The organism is Pseudoalteromonas sp. KAN5 (genome assembly GCF_022846535.1).
GTDB classification, from domain to species: domain Bacteria; phylum Pseudomonadota; class Gammaproteobacteria; order Enterobacterales; family Alteromonadaceae; genus Pseudoalteromonas; species Pseudoalteromonas haloplanktis.
This window is the reverse complement of record NZ_AP025589.1, coordinates 2244327-2261287: the sequence shown is the minus strand read 5'-3', so window position 1 is coordinate 2261287 and position 16961 is coordinate 2244327. Positions and strand designations below refer to the sequence as shown.

At 39.1% G+C, this 16961-nt stretch carries 15 protein-coding genes; 8 read left to right on the top strand and 7 right to left on the bottom strand.

The annotated features are described in order from the left end of the window. The first annotated feature begins 98 nt into the window (after positions 1 to 98). The 3 genes from KAN5_RS10075 (at position 99) to KAN5_RS10065 (ending at position 3298) form a co-directional block, all read left to right on the top strand. The gene (locus KAN5_RS10075) at positions 99 to 1451 is read left to right on the top strand and encodes a magnesium transporter (protein WP_016709820.1); all 1353 of its coding nucleotides are present in this window, start codon (positions 99 to 101) and stop codon (positions 1449 to 1451) included. A 23-nt stretch (positions 1452 to 1474) separates the two neighbouring features. Next, on the top strand, positions 1475 to 2200 hold the full coding sequence (locus KAN5_RS10070; protein ID WP_244389651.1) for a hypothetical protein: 726 nt from the start codon (positions 1475 to 1477) through the stop codon (positions 2198 to 2200). A gap of 177 nt (positions 2201 to 2377) precedes the next feature. Continuing rightward, positions 2378 to 3298: a tetratricopeptide repeat protein gene (locus tag KAN5_RS10065; protein WP_244389650.1), complete on the top strand. Its 921-nt coding sequence runs from the start codon at positions 2378 to 2380 to the stop codon at positions 3296 to 3298. A 25-nt stretch (positions 3299 to 3323) separates the two neighbouring features. Here KAN5_RS10065 and KAN5_RS10060 read toward each other — a convergent pair whose 3' ends face one another. The 3 genes from KAN5_RS10060 to KAN5_RS10050 form a co-directional block, all read right to left on the bottom strand. Then, positions 3324 to 4319, bottom strand: coding sequence for a sensor domain-containing diguanylate cyclase (locus KAN5_RS10060; RefSeq protein ID WP_016709816.1), 996 nt, complete (start codon positions 4317 to 4319; stop codon positions 3324 to 3326). Between the two features lie 341 nt (positions 4320 to 4660). Then, positions 4661 to 5032, bottom strand: a complete 372-nt coding sequence (locus tag KAN5_RS10055) for a DP-EP family protein (protein WP_244389649.1) — start codon at positions 5030 to 5032, stop codon at positions 4661 to 4663. Positions 5033 to 5053: 21 nt separating this feature from the next. Continuing rightward, positions 5054 to 8302 carry a winged helix-turn-helix domain-containing protein gene (locus KAN5_RS10050; RefSeq protein ID WP_244389648.1) on the bottom strand — a complete coding sequence of 1083 codons (3249 nt, stop codon included), beginning with the start codon at positions 8300 to 8302 and terminating at the stop codon, positions 5054 to 5056. A gap of 219 nt (positions 8303 to 8521) precedes the next feature. Here KAN5_RS10050 and KAN5_RS10045 point away from each other — a divergent pair, with 219 nt between their 5' ends. Both KAN5_RS10045 and KAN5_RS10040 read left to right on the top strand, forming a co-directional pair. After that, entirely contained in the window at positions 8522 to 8956 is a 435-nt protein-coding gene (locus KAN5_RS10045; RefSeq protein ID WP_016709813.1) for a hypothetical protein, read from the top strand. Beyond that, positions 8953 to 9150 carry a helix-turn-helix transcriptional regulator gene (locus tag KAN5_RS10040; RefSeq protein ID WP_016709812.1) on the top strand — a complete coding sequence of 66 codons (198 nt, stop codon included), beginning with the start codon at positions 8953 to 8955 and terminating at the stop codon, positions 9148 to 9150. The genes KAN5_RS10045 and KAN5_RS10040 overlap by 4 nt, the downstream gene beginning before the upstream one ends. Before the next feature lie 29 nt (positions 9151 to 9179). Here KAN5_RS10040 and KAN5_RS10035 read toward each other — a convergent pair whose 3' ends face one another. Beyond that, positions 9180 to 10382 carry an MFS transporter gene (locus tag KAN5_RS10035; RefSeq protein ID WP_016709811.1) on the bottom strand — a complete coding sequence of 401 codons (1203 nt, stop codon included), beginning with the start codon at positions 10380 to 10382 and terminating at the stop codon, positions 9180 to 9182. Positions 10383 to 10803: 421 nt separating this feature from the next. On the opposite strand from KAN5_RS10035, the gene KAN5_RS10030 reads away from it, so the two are divergent. Both KAN5_RS10030 and KAN5_RS10025 read left to right on the top strand, forming a co-directional pair. Continuing rightward, positions 10804 to 11520 carry a DUF1499 domain-containing protein gene (locus tag KAN5_RS10030; RefSeq protein ID WP_244389647.1) on the top strand — a complete coding sequence of 239 codons (717 nt, stop codon included), beginning with the start codon at positions 10804 to 10806 and terminating at the stop codon, positions 11518 to 11520. A 203-nt stretch (positions 11521 to 11723) separates the two neighbouring features. Next, a complete protein-coding gene (locus tag KAN5_RS10025) occupies positions 11724 to 13907 on the top strand; it encodes a TonB-dependent receptor (protein WP_244389646.1) in 2184 nt (727 codons plus the stop codon). 39 nt (positions 13908 to 13946) lie between these two features. On the opposite strand, the gene KAN5_RS10020 is transcribed toward KAN5_RS10025, so the two are convergent. After that, positions 13947 to 14099: a GyrI-like domain-containing protein gene (locus KAN5_RS10020; protein WP_244390943.1), complete on the bottom strand. Its 153-nt coding sequence runs from the start codon at positions 14097 to 14099 to the stop codon at positions 13947 to 13949. 28 nt (positions 14100 to 14127) lie between these two features. Beyond that, a complete protein-coding gene (locus tag KAN5_RS10015; protein WP_244389645.1) occupies positions 14128 to 14295 on the bottom strand; it encodes a DUF2986 domain-containing protein in 168 nt (55 codons plus the stop codon). 184 nt (positions 14296 to 14479) lie between these two features. Between KAN5_RS10015 and KAN5_RS10010 the strand changes: the two genes are divergently transcribed. Continuing rightward, positions 14480 to 15970 carry a dipeptidase gene (locus tag KAN5_RS10010; protein WP_244389644.1) on the top strand — a complete coding sequence of 497 codons (1491 nt, stop codon included), beginning with the start codon at positions 14480 to 14482 and terminating at the stop codon, positions 15968 to 15970. Between the two features lie 53 nt (positions 15971 to 16023). Here the strand turns inward: KAN5_RS10010 and KAN5_RS10005 are convergent, their stop codons facing one another. Beyond that, entirely contained in the window at positions 16024 to 16803 is a 780-nt protein-coding gene (locus KAN5_RS10005; protein WP_244389643.1) for a putative porin, read from the bottom strand. Positions 16804 to 16961: the final 158 nt, after the last annotated feature.

Genomic DNA, 16961 nt, shown 5'->3' with positions numbered 1-16961 from the left:
ACTAATTTGGTTGTGGGGAATAGGTTGCAAATTTCTCAAACTATTTTTTCAAGCTGAGGTAAACTAACTACAAAGTAGTTAAATTCAAAGGCTTCAACATGATTGAATACCCAGTTGACCAACTCCCTCAGCTTATTGATGAGCTTCTGCAATGCGATACCACAGAGCGCAAAAACAAACTTTTAGCCGATGCTAAAGAAATTCTCTCAACTGAGCATTTATCATTATTGTTTGAGGCATTGCCAAAAGAGCAGCGTTTAGATATTTGGCAGCTATTAGATGAAGATACCCAACACGAAATATTTATAAATTTAGGCGCAGACAGCTGTCGTTGGTTATTACAGTCTCTTGATGAAGCTGCGGGTTTTAAATTACTTGATGAAGTCAGTGTTGAAGAATTACTCGAGCTTGAAGAGGTTATCCCGGAGCGCTTTGTTGAATATGCTCGCCAACAGCTCGATGAAGTGCAAACTAAGCAATACGAATTAGCGCAGCAATACAATCCAGAACAATTGGGTCACTGGCTTGATTTTGATGCCATTAAAGTATCAGAAAAGCTAACTGTTGCGGGAGCGCGTAAAATATTACAAAAAGGCTTACCGCAATATACTGAAGTGATCTATTTGGTGAGTCGAAAAGGCACCTTAATTGGTCAGGTGTCAGTCAATGCATTATTTAAAGCGAATGATTCGGACACACTACTTAGTTTTGCTGAACATGATGTGGCATCTTTACATGCTGATGATGACTTGTATGAAGCTGCGGAAGTGGTGATCCACAGTGAAAGAATGGCAATGCCTGTAGTGAATGTCGATAACAAATTACTTGGTCGCTTAAAAGTCACTTCAGCCTACGAACTACGTCAAGAAATAACCGATGAAGCTGCAGCTAAAGCCGGTGGTTTACGCGAAGACGAAGATCTATTTGCCAGCGTACGCAAAAGTGCTAAAAACCGAGGGATTTGGCTAGGTATTAATTTAGCCACGGCATTTTTAGCGTCGTGGTTTATTGGCTTGTTTGGTGCGACAATTGAACAAGTTGTTGCACTTGCAGTATTAATGCCTGTGGTAGCTTCAATGGGGGGGATTGCTGGCAGTCAAACACTTACCGTTATTGTACGTGGTTTAGCACTTGGCCAAGTTACAGATTCAAACCGAAAAGCTTTACTTAAAAAAGAGCTTCGAGTTGGTGCGGTAAATGGCTGTGTATGGGCTATGGTTATAGGTGTACTTACGTATGTGTGGTTTAGTGATGTGATGCTGAGTATTACTATTACAGTCGCTATTTTACTCAATTTAATAGCAGCTTCTTTATCTGGTGTAGTGATCCCATCGATTTTAGATAAAATGAAAATCGATCCGGCGTTATCAGGCTCGGTAATTTTAACTACTGTAACCGATATTGTTGGCTTTGTGACATTCTTAGGGTTAGGCAGTCTATTATTACTTTAATTATTAAGTTGAAAGGAAACAGGATGAGTATAAAATTAACGGCAAAGTTAATAACGGCTATAGTGTTAGCTCTACCAAGTTACAGTACTGTAGCTGAGGATAACAAACTTTCGGAAGATCCCACAAAAGTAGTTACACAACTGGGCGCAACCTATACTGATGAAGTGCAAATCAGTGGCTCACTGAGTTTAGACCCAGTTAGAAAGTTAAATGCAAGTATTAGCTTAGAAAGTGAAGAGTGGCGATTTGGTGGCTCATGGCTTTTTGATATAGGCATCGTTAATTTTAACTTTGGTAAGCAATCCTTTGATCATGGTGCTGAAAAAACCAGTTACAGTGTGGGCACATTCATGCCGTTGAGCTACTTTGATATAGAGCCGATGGGTTGGCAAATATTTGCTATGGGCGGATATAGTCACACCGAAGGTGATATAGCCTGTGAGCTAGATACTAACCAGTGCCCAATCATTGATATGCCCTCTACCGATGGCTGGGTGTTGGTTCCAAATGCAACTAATGGCGGGTATTTAGGAGCTTTTGCATTAAAACCATTAGCAGGAAATTGGACGCTTATCACCGCTGCAGCCTATTCAATGGGTTCTGATGATTACTCTGGCTACTTTGCTGCATTAGGTGCGAGTTATCAAATTGATAAACAACAAAAGATTAAAGTATTTGGTGCAACTCAAAATAATGATTACGGCTCTGACCAAAACTTAGGTATTGGCTATACGTACCAGCTTAATTAATTTTTACTGATTTAGGCAATTACTATGCTTTAGTAATTGCTTATTTTATTCATGGCGAGTGTTTTTGTTATGAATAATAATGGTAAAACTATTCTATAGAGTAATATTTGTTAATTTTTTTATGCAAGTATGTTTTAATCTAGGTTTATTTTACTACGTTAAACGTGTATCTAAGCTATGAAAAAAACTTTTCGTGTACTTATTGTTTTGATATGGCTCTTTTCAATCAGCATAAATGCATCTGAGCACTTTAGCGATCACGAACAGTTTTGCTTACAGCAACCCGAAAAAGAGTGCTTAACCTATATAAATGAAGTCATCGAGCAATCGGCGTTACACTCAACCCAATGGTATAAAGCTAAGTCTTATTTATTTGATTATTACTATGACAAAAATGACTACGCAAGCTTAAAGCTTGTTGTTGAACCCTTTGCAGATCGAAATGATTTACCTAAAGTTTTTAAAGTGCAAACGTATTTTTATTACGCCAAAATGTTACGTTATTACAATGATAATGAACGCGCAAAAGTATATGCAACTAAAGCTTTTAACGATATACAACAAATGTATGAATCGTTTTCAGATCCAATGCGGATACTGGAGTTGGCTAATTTACAGTATGTATTTGGTAATAAAGAAACTGCTTTCCAAATGCTATTAAAAACCGAACGAAAATTTGGTAAAAGTAAAGACCCCATTTTCAATTTTGAATTACACTCTAATAAGGCAAATGCTTACCATGCTCTTGGTGACCTAGAAAATGCTAGAAAGAGCCGCAAGCAAGCACTTGACTGGATTTACCCCACACAGCATCAAAATAAAATTATTGTAGCGCAAGGCAATTTAGCTCGTACTTATCAGTTGCTCTCAGAGTATAAGCAAGCAAATAAATACTATGTTGCAGCATTAGGCAATATGGTCACCCCAAGCGATGACATTATAAAGGCAACCTATAAGTTAAGGTTGGCACAGGTGAATTGGCAAGCTGCAGATAATGAGCAGGCTATAAAGTGGCTAGCAGCGGTGGATCACGCGTATTTGCGCCCGCACCATTTAACGCTTTATAATCAGCTTAAAGCAAACTTACAGCAACACTAAGATTTATTTAAATTACTATTTGGCACTAAATACTAATGCTAATTTTATTTCTGCCATCTGACTTTGCTCTATATAATGCAGTATCTGCAGCGCATATAAGCGCTTCACAAGTACGATATTGATTATTAAATTCGCAGGCAATACCTTGGCTAACACTAATCTTAACTTCTGGCGGTAAGCCAATATCTGTAAATGTCATGGCATTAATTTGTTGTTGAATATGTTTAGCAACAACGCTGGCACTGTCACGATTACAACGCGGTAATATAACCGCAAATTCTTCACCGCCATAGCGAGCTGCTAAACAGTCTCTTGATGGTATACATTGTAAAATCACTTTAGCTATTTTTTGCAAACACTTATCGCCTTTAATATGACCATAGCTATCATTAAACTTTTTAAAGTGATCAACATCAATGAGTATACTACTCAATGGCTGGTGGCTTTGAATGCTTTCTGACCAATATTTATTTAATGATTCATCTAATGTGAAACGATTAGCAAGCCCAGTTAAATGATCTGTAGATGCTTGTACTTTTAATTTGTTATATGTCGCTTTGTGAATACTTAAATCATGTAGAATGCAGACATAAAGTTTTTGTGCAGATGCTATACTTTCTGGCATATTAGAAATAGATAAATCGGCTTCCAGTATACTGCCATCCGCTTTATTTATTTTTACTTCATTAGGACCAAAGTTAAGGCGAGTATCTTTTATATCTAACCAGTTTAGTAACGTATACATGTATTTGTCGCGATCAGTTTCGTGTAAAAACTGTAGCAAGCTTTGCCCAATCAATGATTGCTGAGAGTTACCTAAAAGTTGTGCCGCCATCGGATTAACAAACTCAAAGGTGCCTTGCTCATCGATGATAAAAATACCTTCACTGGTGTCGTTGAATAATTCAATTAAAGCACCAAACTGTAAATGAGAGAGGCAGGTTGAAAGGCTTTTACCAGTTGTTGCGGATTGCTTAATTACACTAAGTATTTGGTTATTGTTGTTTGTTTGCTTAGACACGTTTGATCCTTCGCTTTCGCATACGTTTTGGTGTCTATAAATTTACTTAAAAAAATGCAAATAAACCTTCTGGTAACCTTCTGGTTTTAATATGTTGAATTGTAATGTTTTATTTTAAATATTGAAACATTCAAACGCTAAGGATCTTGCTTGTTTAGGTTTGTTGATTGCAGACTGGGCTCAGGCTTAATTTTTCGCTCTTACAGAGCAATAATGCCTTGTTTTAGTGTTGCTTCCTGCTCGCATGTTTACAGGTAGAAGTATTTTATTCATTGTTAGAATGGCGCTGCTTAACATAGCTTATTTGAAAGGCTTTGTGACAAAGCCTCTCGAAATTAGTTTTACCCTTCATTTTTGATTTGTGGATCGGCGCTTTCATAGTTATCACCGTTATACTTTGCAGTGAAAATCATACAAGCTGTGCCGCTATTTTCATCTGAATCTGAAATTTGAATAGTTTTACCAGCGTCAGTTACAAGATAGCTAAAATCTTGAGCACATTCCCCTTCAATATTAGTAAACTTGGCTCTAGTAAACTTAAAACCTTGTTCAAAAGTTGTCTCATTTAACGTATAAATGCCTAGGCAGCTTCTTTCGTTAACTGTGCCACCACCTGATACTTGTTGGCCATCTTGGAAGTAAGTAAATATCGCTTCATTATTGCTGTCGAGTACAATATTTACTGTAAAATTGTAAGTTTGACTTTCGATCATGTAGTACCTTCTTATTATTTCTTATAGATCAAAGTTAGTTATACCTAATTCGGTTAATTTGTTTTTGATGCTGCTGATATTATTGGCTTTGTTTAAGCAGCTGTAAGCTTGCACGAGCGGGTAGATTAACTTTATGCTTTTGCTTCCATTATTATTTTTCTCTATAGTGTGTATAATTTCTTGGCATAAAGCGTGTTTGGCTAGTTTGTCTTTCGCTAGTTTTGCTTTTATTAAGTATATTTTTATAAGGTCAGTGTTGTTTTCTATTTCTGCTGCATCATTAATTGCTTCGTTAAAATAACTGTTATTTTCAATTTTAAATAAAAGGCTTTCAGCTTTCTCGAAGTTACCACGATTGATAAAGTAGTGTATTAAGCTGATTTGCATGTTAACAACACTTGTGTTTGAAAGGCCATTACTATCAATATAACTGATAATTTCATCCGTTTTATTACTTGTCTTATTTATATCTAGTAACATTAATTGATATGACAGCGCTGTGTAATATTTACGTTTGAAATTTTCATTTTCAGGGTCTTGTATACGTGCTTTGCTTATTGTAAGCATTGCTTTTTCGGAATTTAAATAAGCGTTATTTTGTTCTGTGAAATAAGTTAAAAGATAACTTTGTTGCATGTAAATATTAAATATGTCGCTAAGGATACTTGCATCATCAGGCTTTTGTATAAGTAAGGCATTTAGCTGATCACTGGCTTGTTCAAGCATTGCTAGTGCCTCGTTCAAATTACCGAGTCTTTCATCAATACTGGCAAGCCAACTAATCGTATCTGCTTTATCTCGCAATAAGTTTTTATTATTGGGTTTAAGCTCAAGGGCTTTGTTTTTCAGGGTTAGCGATTTCGTAAAACTTTGCTTTGCAGCAGTATAGTTTAGTTGCTTTAAATACAGGGAGCCTAATGAGTTATGGGAATACGACAGCTCCATAATGGAGTTAAAATCATTGGCTGCTAATGAATACATTTTCTCACTGTAAGCGTGGTATTTTTTAAACAGTGGCTCACTGGTAACGTAATCATTTTTATCATAACTTAACTGGCCCAACCAAAAGGCATTGGCACCTGCAAGGGTTAGCAGCTCTAAATTGTTTGGCTGTGCTATTAATAATGTTTCAAGGCGAATGCGGGCGTTTTCAAAGGCGGTAAAGGCTTCGTCTGTTTTTCCGCGGGAATAGGCCACTTCGCCCATGGCCTCAAGGGTTTGTGCATATTGAAAGCGGTTGTTAAAGTCAGCTTGGTTATCGGTGAAATTAAATAACGAGTCGTTATCCTGTTGGTTAGTAAAATATTCCAGCGCTTTATTACTAATCCCATCAAGTAAGTCCATGCGTTTAACGCTACGCAATTTATCGGCAAATTCTCCGACCATAAAACCGAGTAGGCTTTCTGCCTCTAAACGCTTTTGTTGGGCTATTTGCTCTGCATGGTAACTGCGCACGCTCATAAAACTGGCAATAAAGCTAAGCAAAATAAGTGCAACTGCGGTGGCTTGCAACACTCTTTTTTTACGTTTTGCTCGGCTATTTGATGCTTTGATCAAACTAAGCTCGTCAGGGGAGAGGCTAAACATAGCATTATTAACAAGGCTTTGTGCTTCTTGCAGTGGTTTGCCTTGGGCTAATAAATAATCGCCGTGCTTTTGTTCGTTTAACCAGCGAACGGTGGTGATTTGTAAGCGACTTTTAATGGCTAAGCTTTGTTGGTGCTCTTTTACCCAGTCGATTGCTCGTTGCCAATGACGTAGTAGTGCTTCATGAGCCAAACTAAAACAGGCTTGGTTATTTTTAAGGTGAGATACAAATAAGCGGCTATCGACCATCGCTTGTGCAAGCTGGATTTGTGCAGGATCGGTGAGCTCATCCCAACGTGCAGCGCGGCTAGTGAGGGTCTCACCATCGACATGCAGGGTAATTAGTTTTGATAAAACCATGCTGAGCTGTGCTTGCTGTTGTTTTGGCAGCTGCGTAAATACGTGCTCAGCTTTTTGGCCAATTGCGCCCTCTATGTTGCCTAATGCTTGATATTCAGAGACTAATAGCTCATCGTTTTCGCTGCGTTGTAAGTACAGTTGTTGCAAGGTGTATTGCAACATTGGCAGGGCATCGGGGTTATTGGCGGTGTCGTTACAGAGAGTTTCATCCAGTGGTGTTTGGTGCTCAGGATCAAGCTGCCAACTAAGCCCAGCGGCTAAAGCCGGTAGGCGGATCATTTGCTTAAGCTCAGAGCGGGTTGGTGGCAGTAAATCAAAGTGGGCGCCATTGGCTTTGCCTGCCATTAAGCTGGGTTGATTAACCACGTGTGGATAAAAGTCATTTCGACAGGCGCTAAATATAATCATGCAGTTACTGGTTGCTAGTAACTCTATAATTGATAAAAAGTGGCTGCGCTCTGACTCACTAAAAATGGGCGATGAAAGTAATACTTCTAACCGGTCAATAAATAAAAACAAATAGGGTTTAATATCGCTGTTTTGCTGGCTTAAAGCCGTTTGGCAGTAGCTAATGACGTGCTCTGGTGTGTTTTGTAATAACTCGCTCAGAGTTTCGGCACTCATGTTGCTGAAAACGGGAGCATCGTTTATTTCTAAATCAAGTAGGGTAGAGGCTAAATCGAGTAATAGTCGGCCTTTAGTTATATCAGCAAAATCAAGCTGACAGTATGACTCAACTCGAAAGCCATCAAAACCTGACTCACTCATTAATGCGGGCAAAATACCTGCATTGACCAGTGATGATTTACCTGAGCCGCTAGCGCCAAGCAATAAACTAAAAGCCCGGCCATAACTTATTTGTGCTGATACGCGTTGTAGCAACGTGGTAATTTGTTTTGTTCGACCAAAAAATACTTTCGCTTCATTGGGTGTAAATGCACTTAAGCCAACAAAGGGGGAGCTACCTTGCCATTTTGCGTGAGTTGCTTTTTGTTCTTCATTTAATGGGAAATCTATTTTGGCGATAACGCGGTAGCCGCGTTTACGGATTGTCTCTATGTATTGCGGCTCATTGGCTTTGTCATCAAATGCTTTACGTAATTGCGTGATGACTTTGTGTAGGGGATTATCGCCTACCGCGACCGTAGCCCAACAGTGATTAATGATCTCTTCACTGCTAACTAATTCTCCTTGTTTTTCGCATAATAACAATAAAACATCCATCGCTTTGGGCTCAAGCTGTTTGAGTTGCGCGCCTCGTCTTAGACTATTGGTGGCCGGATTTACTTGCCATTCACCAACAAAGAAAACAGATTTACTCATGCTGGGCTCATTATTGTTATTGTTGAAATTGAGGTGTTCTTAATAGTTTAGTTTAATCCTACTGTAAGCAGTAAGTTAATACAATGTTCTGAGTTTAATGTTCACTCGCTATATTAAACCTTTATGTATGACTTAGATGACTTTATGTTAAGCTTGCTTGACTTTTTGTTTGGCATTGACAACACTTGGTCAAGTTTACTTGACTAAGAAGGTAGGATCATGAAGCAACAAACAGGATTGACATTCAAGCAACGCAACAAACTCAATACAATTTATTTAGCAAAGTGGACTTTGGGATGGGTTTTAACGTTGGCGCTGGCGTCAATAGGGCCGGGATCATTATGGGCTGAAACGAATACATTATTTAGCATAGTGGCGGTGATAATAAATATATGCGCGGGGATAATGATGATTATGGCAAATAAACGTCATTTATCAGGCTTGGATGAATTGCAGCAACGGCTACATTTAAATGCGATGGCGATTACCTTAGGTGGCAGTTTAGTTTTCGGCTTAGCTTATTCGGTATTGCAAACGAGTGGGGTCATTTCGTTACGACAAGGTATTTCTCACTTAGTGATGTTTATGGGGATAACTTATTTCGTGTGTGTTGTACTAATGACTAAACAGCTTGGCACAGAGGAAGAGGAATGAAAAACCGCCTTAAAGTGTTACGTGCAGAGCATAATTTAACGCAAGCAAAACTAGCAGAGTTACTCGATGTATCAAGGCAAACGGTTAATGCGATTGAAAAAGGTAAGTTTGATCCTAGTTTACCGCTTGCGTTTAAAGCTGCTCGGTTATTTAAATTAACAATTGAAGATATTTTTCAAGATGAAGAAGCATAAGCACGACCAATACGCAGAGTGTAGTTTATTTATTGGGCAACTAATTGCGGTTTTCGTTTAGTCATTTGTAATGCACTGAGTAACCACATGATAAAGCCACCGCTAAATAAAGCAGCTGCCACATAACCGGTTTGATTCGGTAGAGCGCCTTGTGCAATAGCTAAGCCACCAACCCAAGGACCAATTGCATTTGCAGTATTGAATGCGCATTGTACAAGTGCGCCAATCATTGCGTGGCCATGTGGAGATACGTCCATTAACATAGTTTGGATAACCGTGCCCAATCCTACACTAAAGCCAATAAAAAATATGACTGCATAAAGTAGCCAAATATGCTGGCTTGCAAGTACGTAACTTACAGCAAAAATAATAGCGCCTATTAATGCTGCACCGGTCGTTTTAAGCGGGGAATGATCCGCTGCTTTACCTAGTACATAATTTCCTAGCGTACAGCCAACCCCAAACATCACCATTGCGATTGAGATGGTGTAGGCTGGTGTATGGGTGACTACTAAAATTGTATCTGCAATATAGGTATAAATACAAAATACGCCCCCAAAGCCAACAATAATGATGCCTAATATTGACCAAACAAGCTTGTTCTTCAATACACTTAACTCACTTAATAACGACGAAGGAGCTGCATTTTTTGTATTTGGGATATATTTTACAATAAGTACTAAAGCAACAAGTGCCAAAACTGCGGTGCCAGCCAAACAATAACGCCAGCTAAAATTTTGCCCGATTAAGGTGACCATTGGCACACCAACAATCGTAGCGATGGTCAGCCCCATAAATACTTTAGACATGAAACTAGCACGTTTATTACTAGGTGCTATATCTGCAGCTAATAAAATAGCTACGGCAAAATAAGCGCCATGGGGTAAACCGCTTAAAAAACGAAATAATATAAGTTGCTCTAATGAATTTGCAAATGCACTTAAGCCGTTAAATACAAACATCATCGACACAAACAATAGTAAGGCATTGCGTTTTCGCATGTTAGCTGTAGTGATCATAAATACTGGGGCACCAATCACGACGCCAATTGCATAGGCGCTAATGGTATAACCACTTTGTGCTGGCGTTGCGGCAAATGTTTCACTGAATAACGGCAACATAGGCATCATCGAAAACTCCGATAACCCTAAAATAAAAGTGCCCAGAGCAAGTACTAACAAAATAGCGGTCGTACTTAACGTATTAGTGGCTGCGCTGATATCAGCTGACATAGATAACCCTTGTAAAAAGATAGACGATAAAAATGTAAATGATTTATTTAATAAAAAGCTGAGAACTACAATTTTGAAGAATGAATTAAACCGCAATTGTATGATAAAAATAAGACAGCGTCTTATCCAAAAAACGGTGAACTTAGATCTTAAAATATGGTGTTAGATTGAAGCGTTCTTACTCGAATAGGAACGTTCTAATTTTAATGGAGGAATTTTACATTTAAGCAGTCAGTATTACCAGTGTTCGGTTTGAAAGTAAGTGTATAAATGTTTGGTTTTAGCAACTTCATGGGGAATGCAACTTTTTGCTAGCAAATAAATACTTTCAACAGTGATAAAAAATGATCTTTAGTGACAAAAAGCAGGTATTGTGGTGTTTAGATTTAAAACCATTTCAATAGTTGTACGGAGATCGTAAATGAAAGCGCTTGTTAGTTTTGTATGTGCATTGGCTATTTTGTTAGTCCTGTTACCTGGGCCTTTATATAAATGGCATATATTGGATTTAAGTACCGCGTTTACAGGTATTCGCTTTGGTGTGTATGCAGGCGTTGCCGGTTTAGTATTATTGGCTGTGCAACTACTATTTATGCGTAAAAACATTAATTGGTTAGCAACAATTGTGAGTGCTGTTTTTGCCATTGTCGCAGTGGCTATGCCATTGAGCTTAATGAATAAAGCCAAAGGCGTACCGCCAATTCATGATATTTCAACGGATGTTGCAGCACCACCAGAGTTTGTAGCAATTGCTGCAATACGCGTGGATGCCCCAAACCCTGTTGAATATGCAGGTGCCGAAACCGCAGCTCAGCAGTTAAAAGCGTACCCTGAACTAGTTACCTTGAAGTACACGGATAATACAAAAACAGTGTTTGGCGTGGCTAAAAATGCCGTTGAGCAGTTAGGATGGGAATTAGTGAGTGCCGATCCATCACAAGGTATTATTGAAGCGACCGACACCACTGCGTGGTTTGGTTTTAAAGATGATGTGGTTATTCGAATCAAAAGCAAGCAAGGTATCACGTTAGTTGATGTGCGTAGTAAGTCGCGAGTCGGAAAGAGTGATTTAGGAAAAAATGCTGCGCGTATTCATGAGTTTATTGAGCAAATTAACCCCCAGCTAACAGCGATTTAGTTATATTCGTTTAATAGTGCCCTGTAACGGGGCATTATTAATTTTATCAGCGCTTGTCATGATCTTTTAAATAATCACGATTTATCCCGTATTGCTATTATCTTGCTATGAGTAGCCTAGGTGCGACAATTTGTCACGTGTTCAGCTTTATTGCCAAACGATATACTTTGCTCATTCTAAACTTGTTGTAAATAAAGAACATAATGAACAACCCTCAGTCACTTTCAAATTCAAAGCATGTATTAAACCCAATTGCACTTTGGATTGCCTGTTTACTTTCTCCTTATGCACTGGCAGACGATTCAATTGAACTTATTGAAGTTCAAGGTCAGCACCTAAATGCGCATGAACGTTTGGGCTCAGCTGAACAATTGCTGAGTGACTTGGGCGTTGATTTTTCTGCCGCGGGTGGCGTGTCGAGTTTACCTATTTTAAATGGCATGATGGGTGATCGAGTAAAAATTTTGGTTGATGGTGCAGATATAACAGCTGCGTGTGGTAATCAAATGAACCCACCATTATCGTATATTTCAGCCAATCAGGTTGCTTCTTATCGTGTTGTTGCTGGAGTATCACCGGTTAGTGCAGGAGGAGACAATATTGCCGGGGTTATTCAAGTAAATTCAATAGCACCACAATACAGTGATAAGGCCGAGTTTGATTGGCATTCGGGGTATGTATCTGCTCAATATCGCAGTAGTAATAATGCTCAAGCTGTGGGAGTCGGTGCAAGACTTGCAAGTGATTCGGTGAGTATTAACTATCAAGGGTCATTTGAAGATGCTGACAGCTATGAAGATGGCAATGGTGACTTAGTACTTGATACACTTTATCGTGTACAAAACCACGCATTGACAGCGGCGGTTCGTGATGAAAAACAACAACTCGTTGTAAAGCTAACCCATCAAAAAATTCCTTTCCAAGGTTTTCCTAATCAATACATGGATATGACCGATAACACCAGTTATGGGTTGATCAGCCAATATAAACGCACTCTTGAAAGCGGTGAGTTCCAAGCACAAATTAACTACAATGATGTGAAGCACGAAATGGGTTTTTTCACGGCTGAAAAAACCGGCATGATGCCGATGAATACCGACGCCCAAGATATCAGTTATCAACTTAATTGGCGTTTAGAACTCGACAAAGACACCACATTATTATTAGGACAAGAATACTTTGGTTATCGCATTGATGATTGGTGGCCTGCGATTGAAGGTTCAATGATGATGGGGCCGAATGATTACGTAAATATAAATGATGGTGAACGCGATCGCTACACTGCTTTTGCAGAGTTACAAAAGCAGCTAGATAAAAAGTGGTGGGTATCAGCGGGCGCACGAATTGAATATGTGCACACGGATGCTGGCGAAGTACAACCTTATAGCGATATGACCATGGATGGCGGCATGGACGATATGTCAGGTATGGATTCAATGGGTGATATGTCGGGTATGGGCGACATGTCAGCCATGATGATGGATGATCCAAATCAAGATGCAGCAATGGCATTTAATGCTATGGATAGAGAACGCAGCGATACATTAGTTGATGCAAGCCTACTCGTGCGCTATCAAATAACAAATGAAGATGAGCTAGAATTTGGCTTAGCACGTAAAAATCGAGCCCCTAATTTATATGAACGCTACAGTTGGGGAGTGAGTACCATGTCAACCAGCATGATTGGCTGGTTTGGCGATGGTAATGGCTATATAGGTGATCCAGATTTAGCCGCTGAAACCGCGCATACGGTGAGTGCCAGTTATACTAAATCAGCAACAGATGGGACTTGGCAAGTAACGGCTAATACGTGGTATACACAGGTGAATGATTATATTGATGGCACAGTTGTTGGCAGTACAAACCGTACTGATATGCCATTAACACAACGTAATACATTAAAATTTACTAATTTAGATGCCACACTCTATGGCGGCAAGCTAGAGAGCATTGTTCGCGTTGTTGATAGTAAAAAGGCTGGTACTTGGGATTTAACCGCAGCTATTACTGCAACCCATGGTGAACGCGACGACAGCGATGAACCTCTTTATCAAATAATGCCATTGCACAGCAAAATTGCTATAGACCAGCAATTTGGTAAATGGCAAAACTCACTTAGTTGGCAATGGGTTGATAGTAAAACCCGTGTTGATCCACGGCGTCTTGAAAATTCAACGCAAAGTTATAGTGTGCTTAATCTGCAAACTAAAGCAACCTGGGATAAGTTAACAGTGCAATTAGCCGTTACTAACTTATTAGATGAATATTATCAGCAGCCACTGGGTGGAGTGAGTATTGCTGAGTTTAAAGCTGATATGAGTCAAGGCTTTAGCCAGCTTGCAGGGCAGGGGCGTTCAGTTAATATTGGTATGAGCTACAGCTTTTAGTAAACAACAACCGTGATAGCCTTGTTATCACGGTTTTAGTTACTTGACTGGAAGGGAGATATCGGTAATTAAAGCACATTCATCAACTTCATGTATAAGGTTGAAGTAATGAAAAAAACACGGAAAGTCTCTAAAACCCTCACCACTATTTGGTAACCACTGGCGATATAAGTAATAAACGGTATCGCTAATTTTACCCTAGCCCAAATTGCTTAAGTGGTTATTCAGCGCTTAATTGCTCTTGTACAGCAGCTTGCTCTGCTTCTAATGCTCGCTTTTCACGTTCAGCCTTTGATACATAAGCGGGCTTATTACTTTTGTGTAATTTAGCGTTAGCGCGCTTATCTCTTTGATTAAATTTAGTAACGATCTTTTTTCTGCGGTTCATGGTTTATCTTCACGCGCTTAAAATTGGTGGCATAGTATACAGCGTTATTGAAGCTATAAGCTAATTAAATATTCTGCTATAAAATCAGAACGTAGCAGGTACAGTGCTGGCTTAGTAAAGGTCAACAGCGTTACAATTAGCGTGTGTTTCCACCCCTTCGTCTTTTAAAAAATAGGAATTTGCTTTGAAACAGTTCGTTTTAGCCAGTTTGGCATTATTAGCACTTAACGCCAACGCCAATATCAATAGTCGCAGTGATGCTGCTGCAGACTATGCAGTAAAAACGTATCAAGATGCACAAATTCATACTTTAGCTAATTTAGTCTCATACCCGACCGTTAATAAAGAGGGGATCAATACGCCAGATAACCCTGATTTTATTGGTTTTAAAGCGCTTTTAAAGATGAAAGCCGCTGAGCTTGGTTTTGACTTTCAAGACTTAGGTTACACCGTATTAATAGGTATGGGTCAACAAACTGAAAAAGTCACCATTGTGACTCATGGCGACGTGCAACCTGCGGATGCCAGTAAGTGGAAAAACAGCCCATTTGAAATCGATAGCACCTCAGAGCCAGGTAAGCTGATTGCGCGTGGTACGGAAGACGACAAAGGCGCAATTGCCACCGCGCTTTATGCAATGAAAGCCATTAAAGATCAAAACATCATGTTGAATAATCGCATTGAGTTGATGATTTATTTAGCGGAAGAGTCTGATTGGGGCCCACTTGAAGAATTTATGAAAACTTACCAACAGCCAAAGTATGCGGTGACAATTGATGCTTCATATCCCGTTGTCGTGGCTGAAAAAGGCTGGAGTTTAATTGCGCCAACGTTTGTTGGCAGTTCAGCAAAAACCGGTGTGTATGTAAGTAATTTAAAAGGTGGCGCATTTGTCAGCCAAATACCTGAAGACGCAAGTGCCATATTGCATAATGCAACGCCTGCAGACATTGCTATATTAAATAGCAATGTAGCACAACTTAGTGATGTTAAAGTCGCTATCACAGAGCTTACCTCTGGAATTGAAGTTTCAGTAAAGGGTATGTCTGCGCATTCATCAGAGCCTGAATCAGGGCATAATGCGATAGCGCATCTGGCTGAATTATTTAAAGGTATCGAACTTGAAAATAACAGCGACGGCCAAGCCATTGAGTTTATCAATCAGCTTATTGGTCTTGATTTATATGGCAAGCAGTTTGGTGATATTGCTTACGCACATGACTTTATGGGGCCGATGACGGTTTCGCCAACGTTATTAAAACGAGATGGTAATGACATTACCTTATCGGTAAATATGCGCCGCCCAGTTGGCAAAGATGAAGCCGTGCTAAAGCAACAAATCGACACCGCACTGGCTAATTGGCAGGCTAATAATCAGGTTAAGCTAAAAAATACGCAGGTGATTATTGGCACACCAATGTTGCTTGATGGCGCACCGCATGCGCAAGCTTTGCTTGATATTTTTAAACATTTTACTGGTGATCAAGAGGCTGGGTTTGTCTCAATTGGTGGTGGCACGAATGCCAAGTTATTTGATAACGCCGTATCATTTGGCCCTTCAATGCCAGGTAAAAAATATACTGGCCACTCAGAGCATGAGTTTATTACCGTAGAACAGCTTAAGTTAAACCTTAAAATGTACACCGCAATGATGGTAAAACTGGGTAATATGTAATTTAGCTATGCAGTAAAACGCCGCTAAATAGCGGCGTTTTTATTTTTCACTTATTAAAACTGTGCGACAAATTTCACAGTATATAAATCACCACTGTCATAGTCAGTGAAATTTGCGGTCAAGTAATATTGACTATTAATAAAATATTTAGCTTCAAGTTGTAAGTCAGAGTCAGTGGCACCTGCACCAATCGCGACATTACGATTAAAGTAGTAATTAGCCATTGCTGATAAAGCATTGGTAGAGTCTTGATAATCTACATCTAGGCTAAAATAACGGTCATCACCAAGGTGGCTAAAGTAACGCGCTGATGTATTCCAGTTATCTACGTCATCATCAGTTTCTATAGTAAAACCTATATAGTCAGTGTCACTCATTTGATGATTATATTGTGCTTTAAACCAGAATATTTCATCTCCATATTCAAACTCTTGCATCCGTACTGAGGCTTTAAGCGAATCGTTAAATAAGTAGCCTGCGCCTATAGAGTAGTTGTCTAAATTGCTTAAATCAGGTAATTCCGCGCTAACAAACCAGTTGCCATAAAAGCCTTCACCGTTAAAAGAAAAATTATCATGACCATTACTCTCGTAGTAATGAAGAGCAATGTTAGAGTCAGTATCTAGGTAACCATAATCATCCCACACGCCGGTATTTTGTTGTGGTGCAAAATAATAATGGCTCGAAAGTTGGGTTGAATCGTAATCCCAGTCTGTATTTTCTAACGTGTTATATTCAATGCTATTAAACCATTGTCGAGTCTCTGATTGCTGCGCACTAACAGCCGCCGAGCAAGATAACGCAAGTAATGAAATTGGTAGTAAATAACGCATAAGTGTCCTTTCTTAATGATTTTAATATAATTTACTTTTCGGGGGTACAAAACTAGGAGCGAATACTATAAGTTTTTAGGGGGGATTAATAGCTACCGCATGCTAAAAATTTAACCACTAAGTCTTTAATTAAACAAAGAAAACATAAAAAAGTAGTA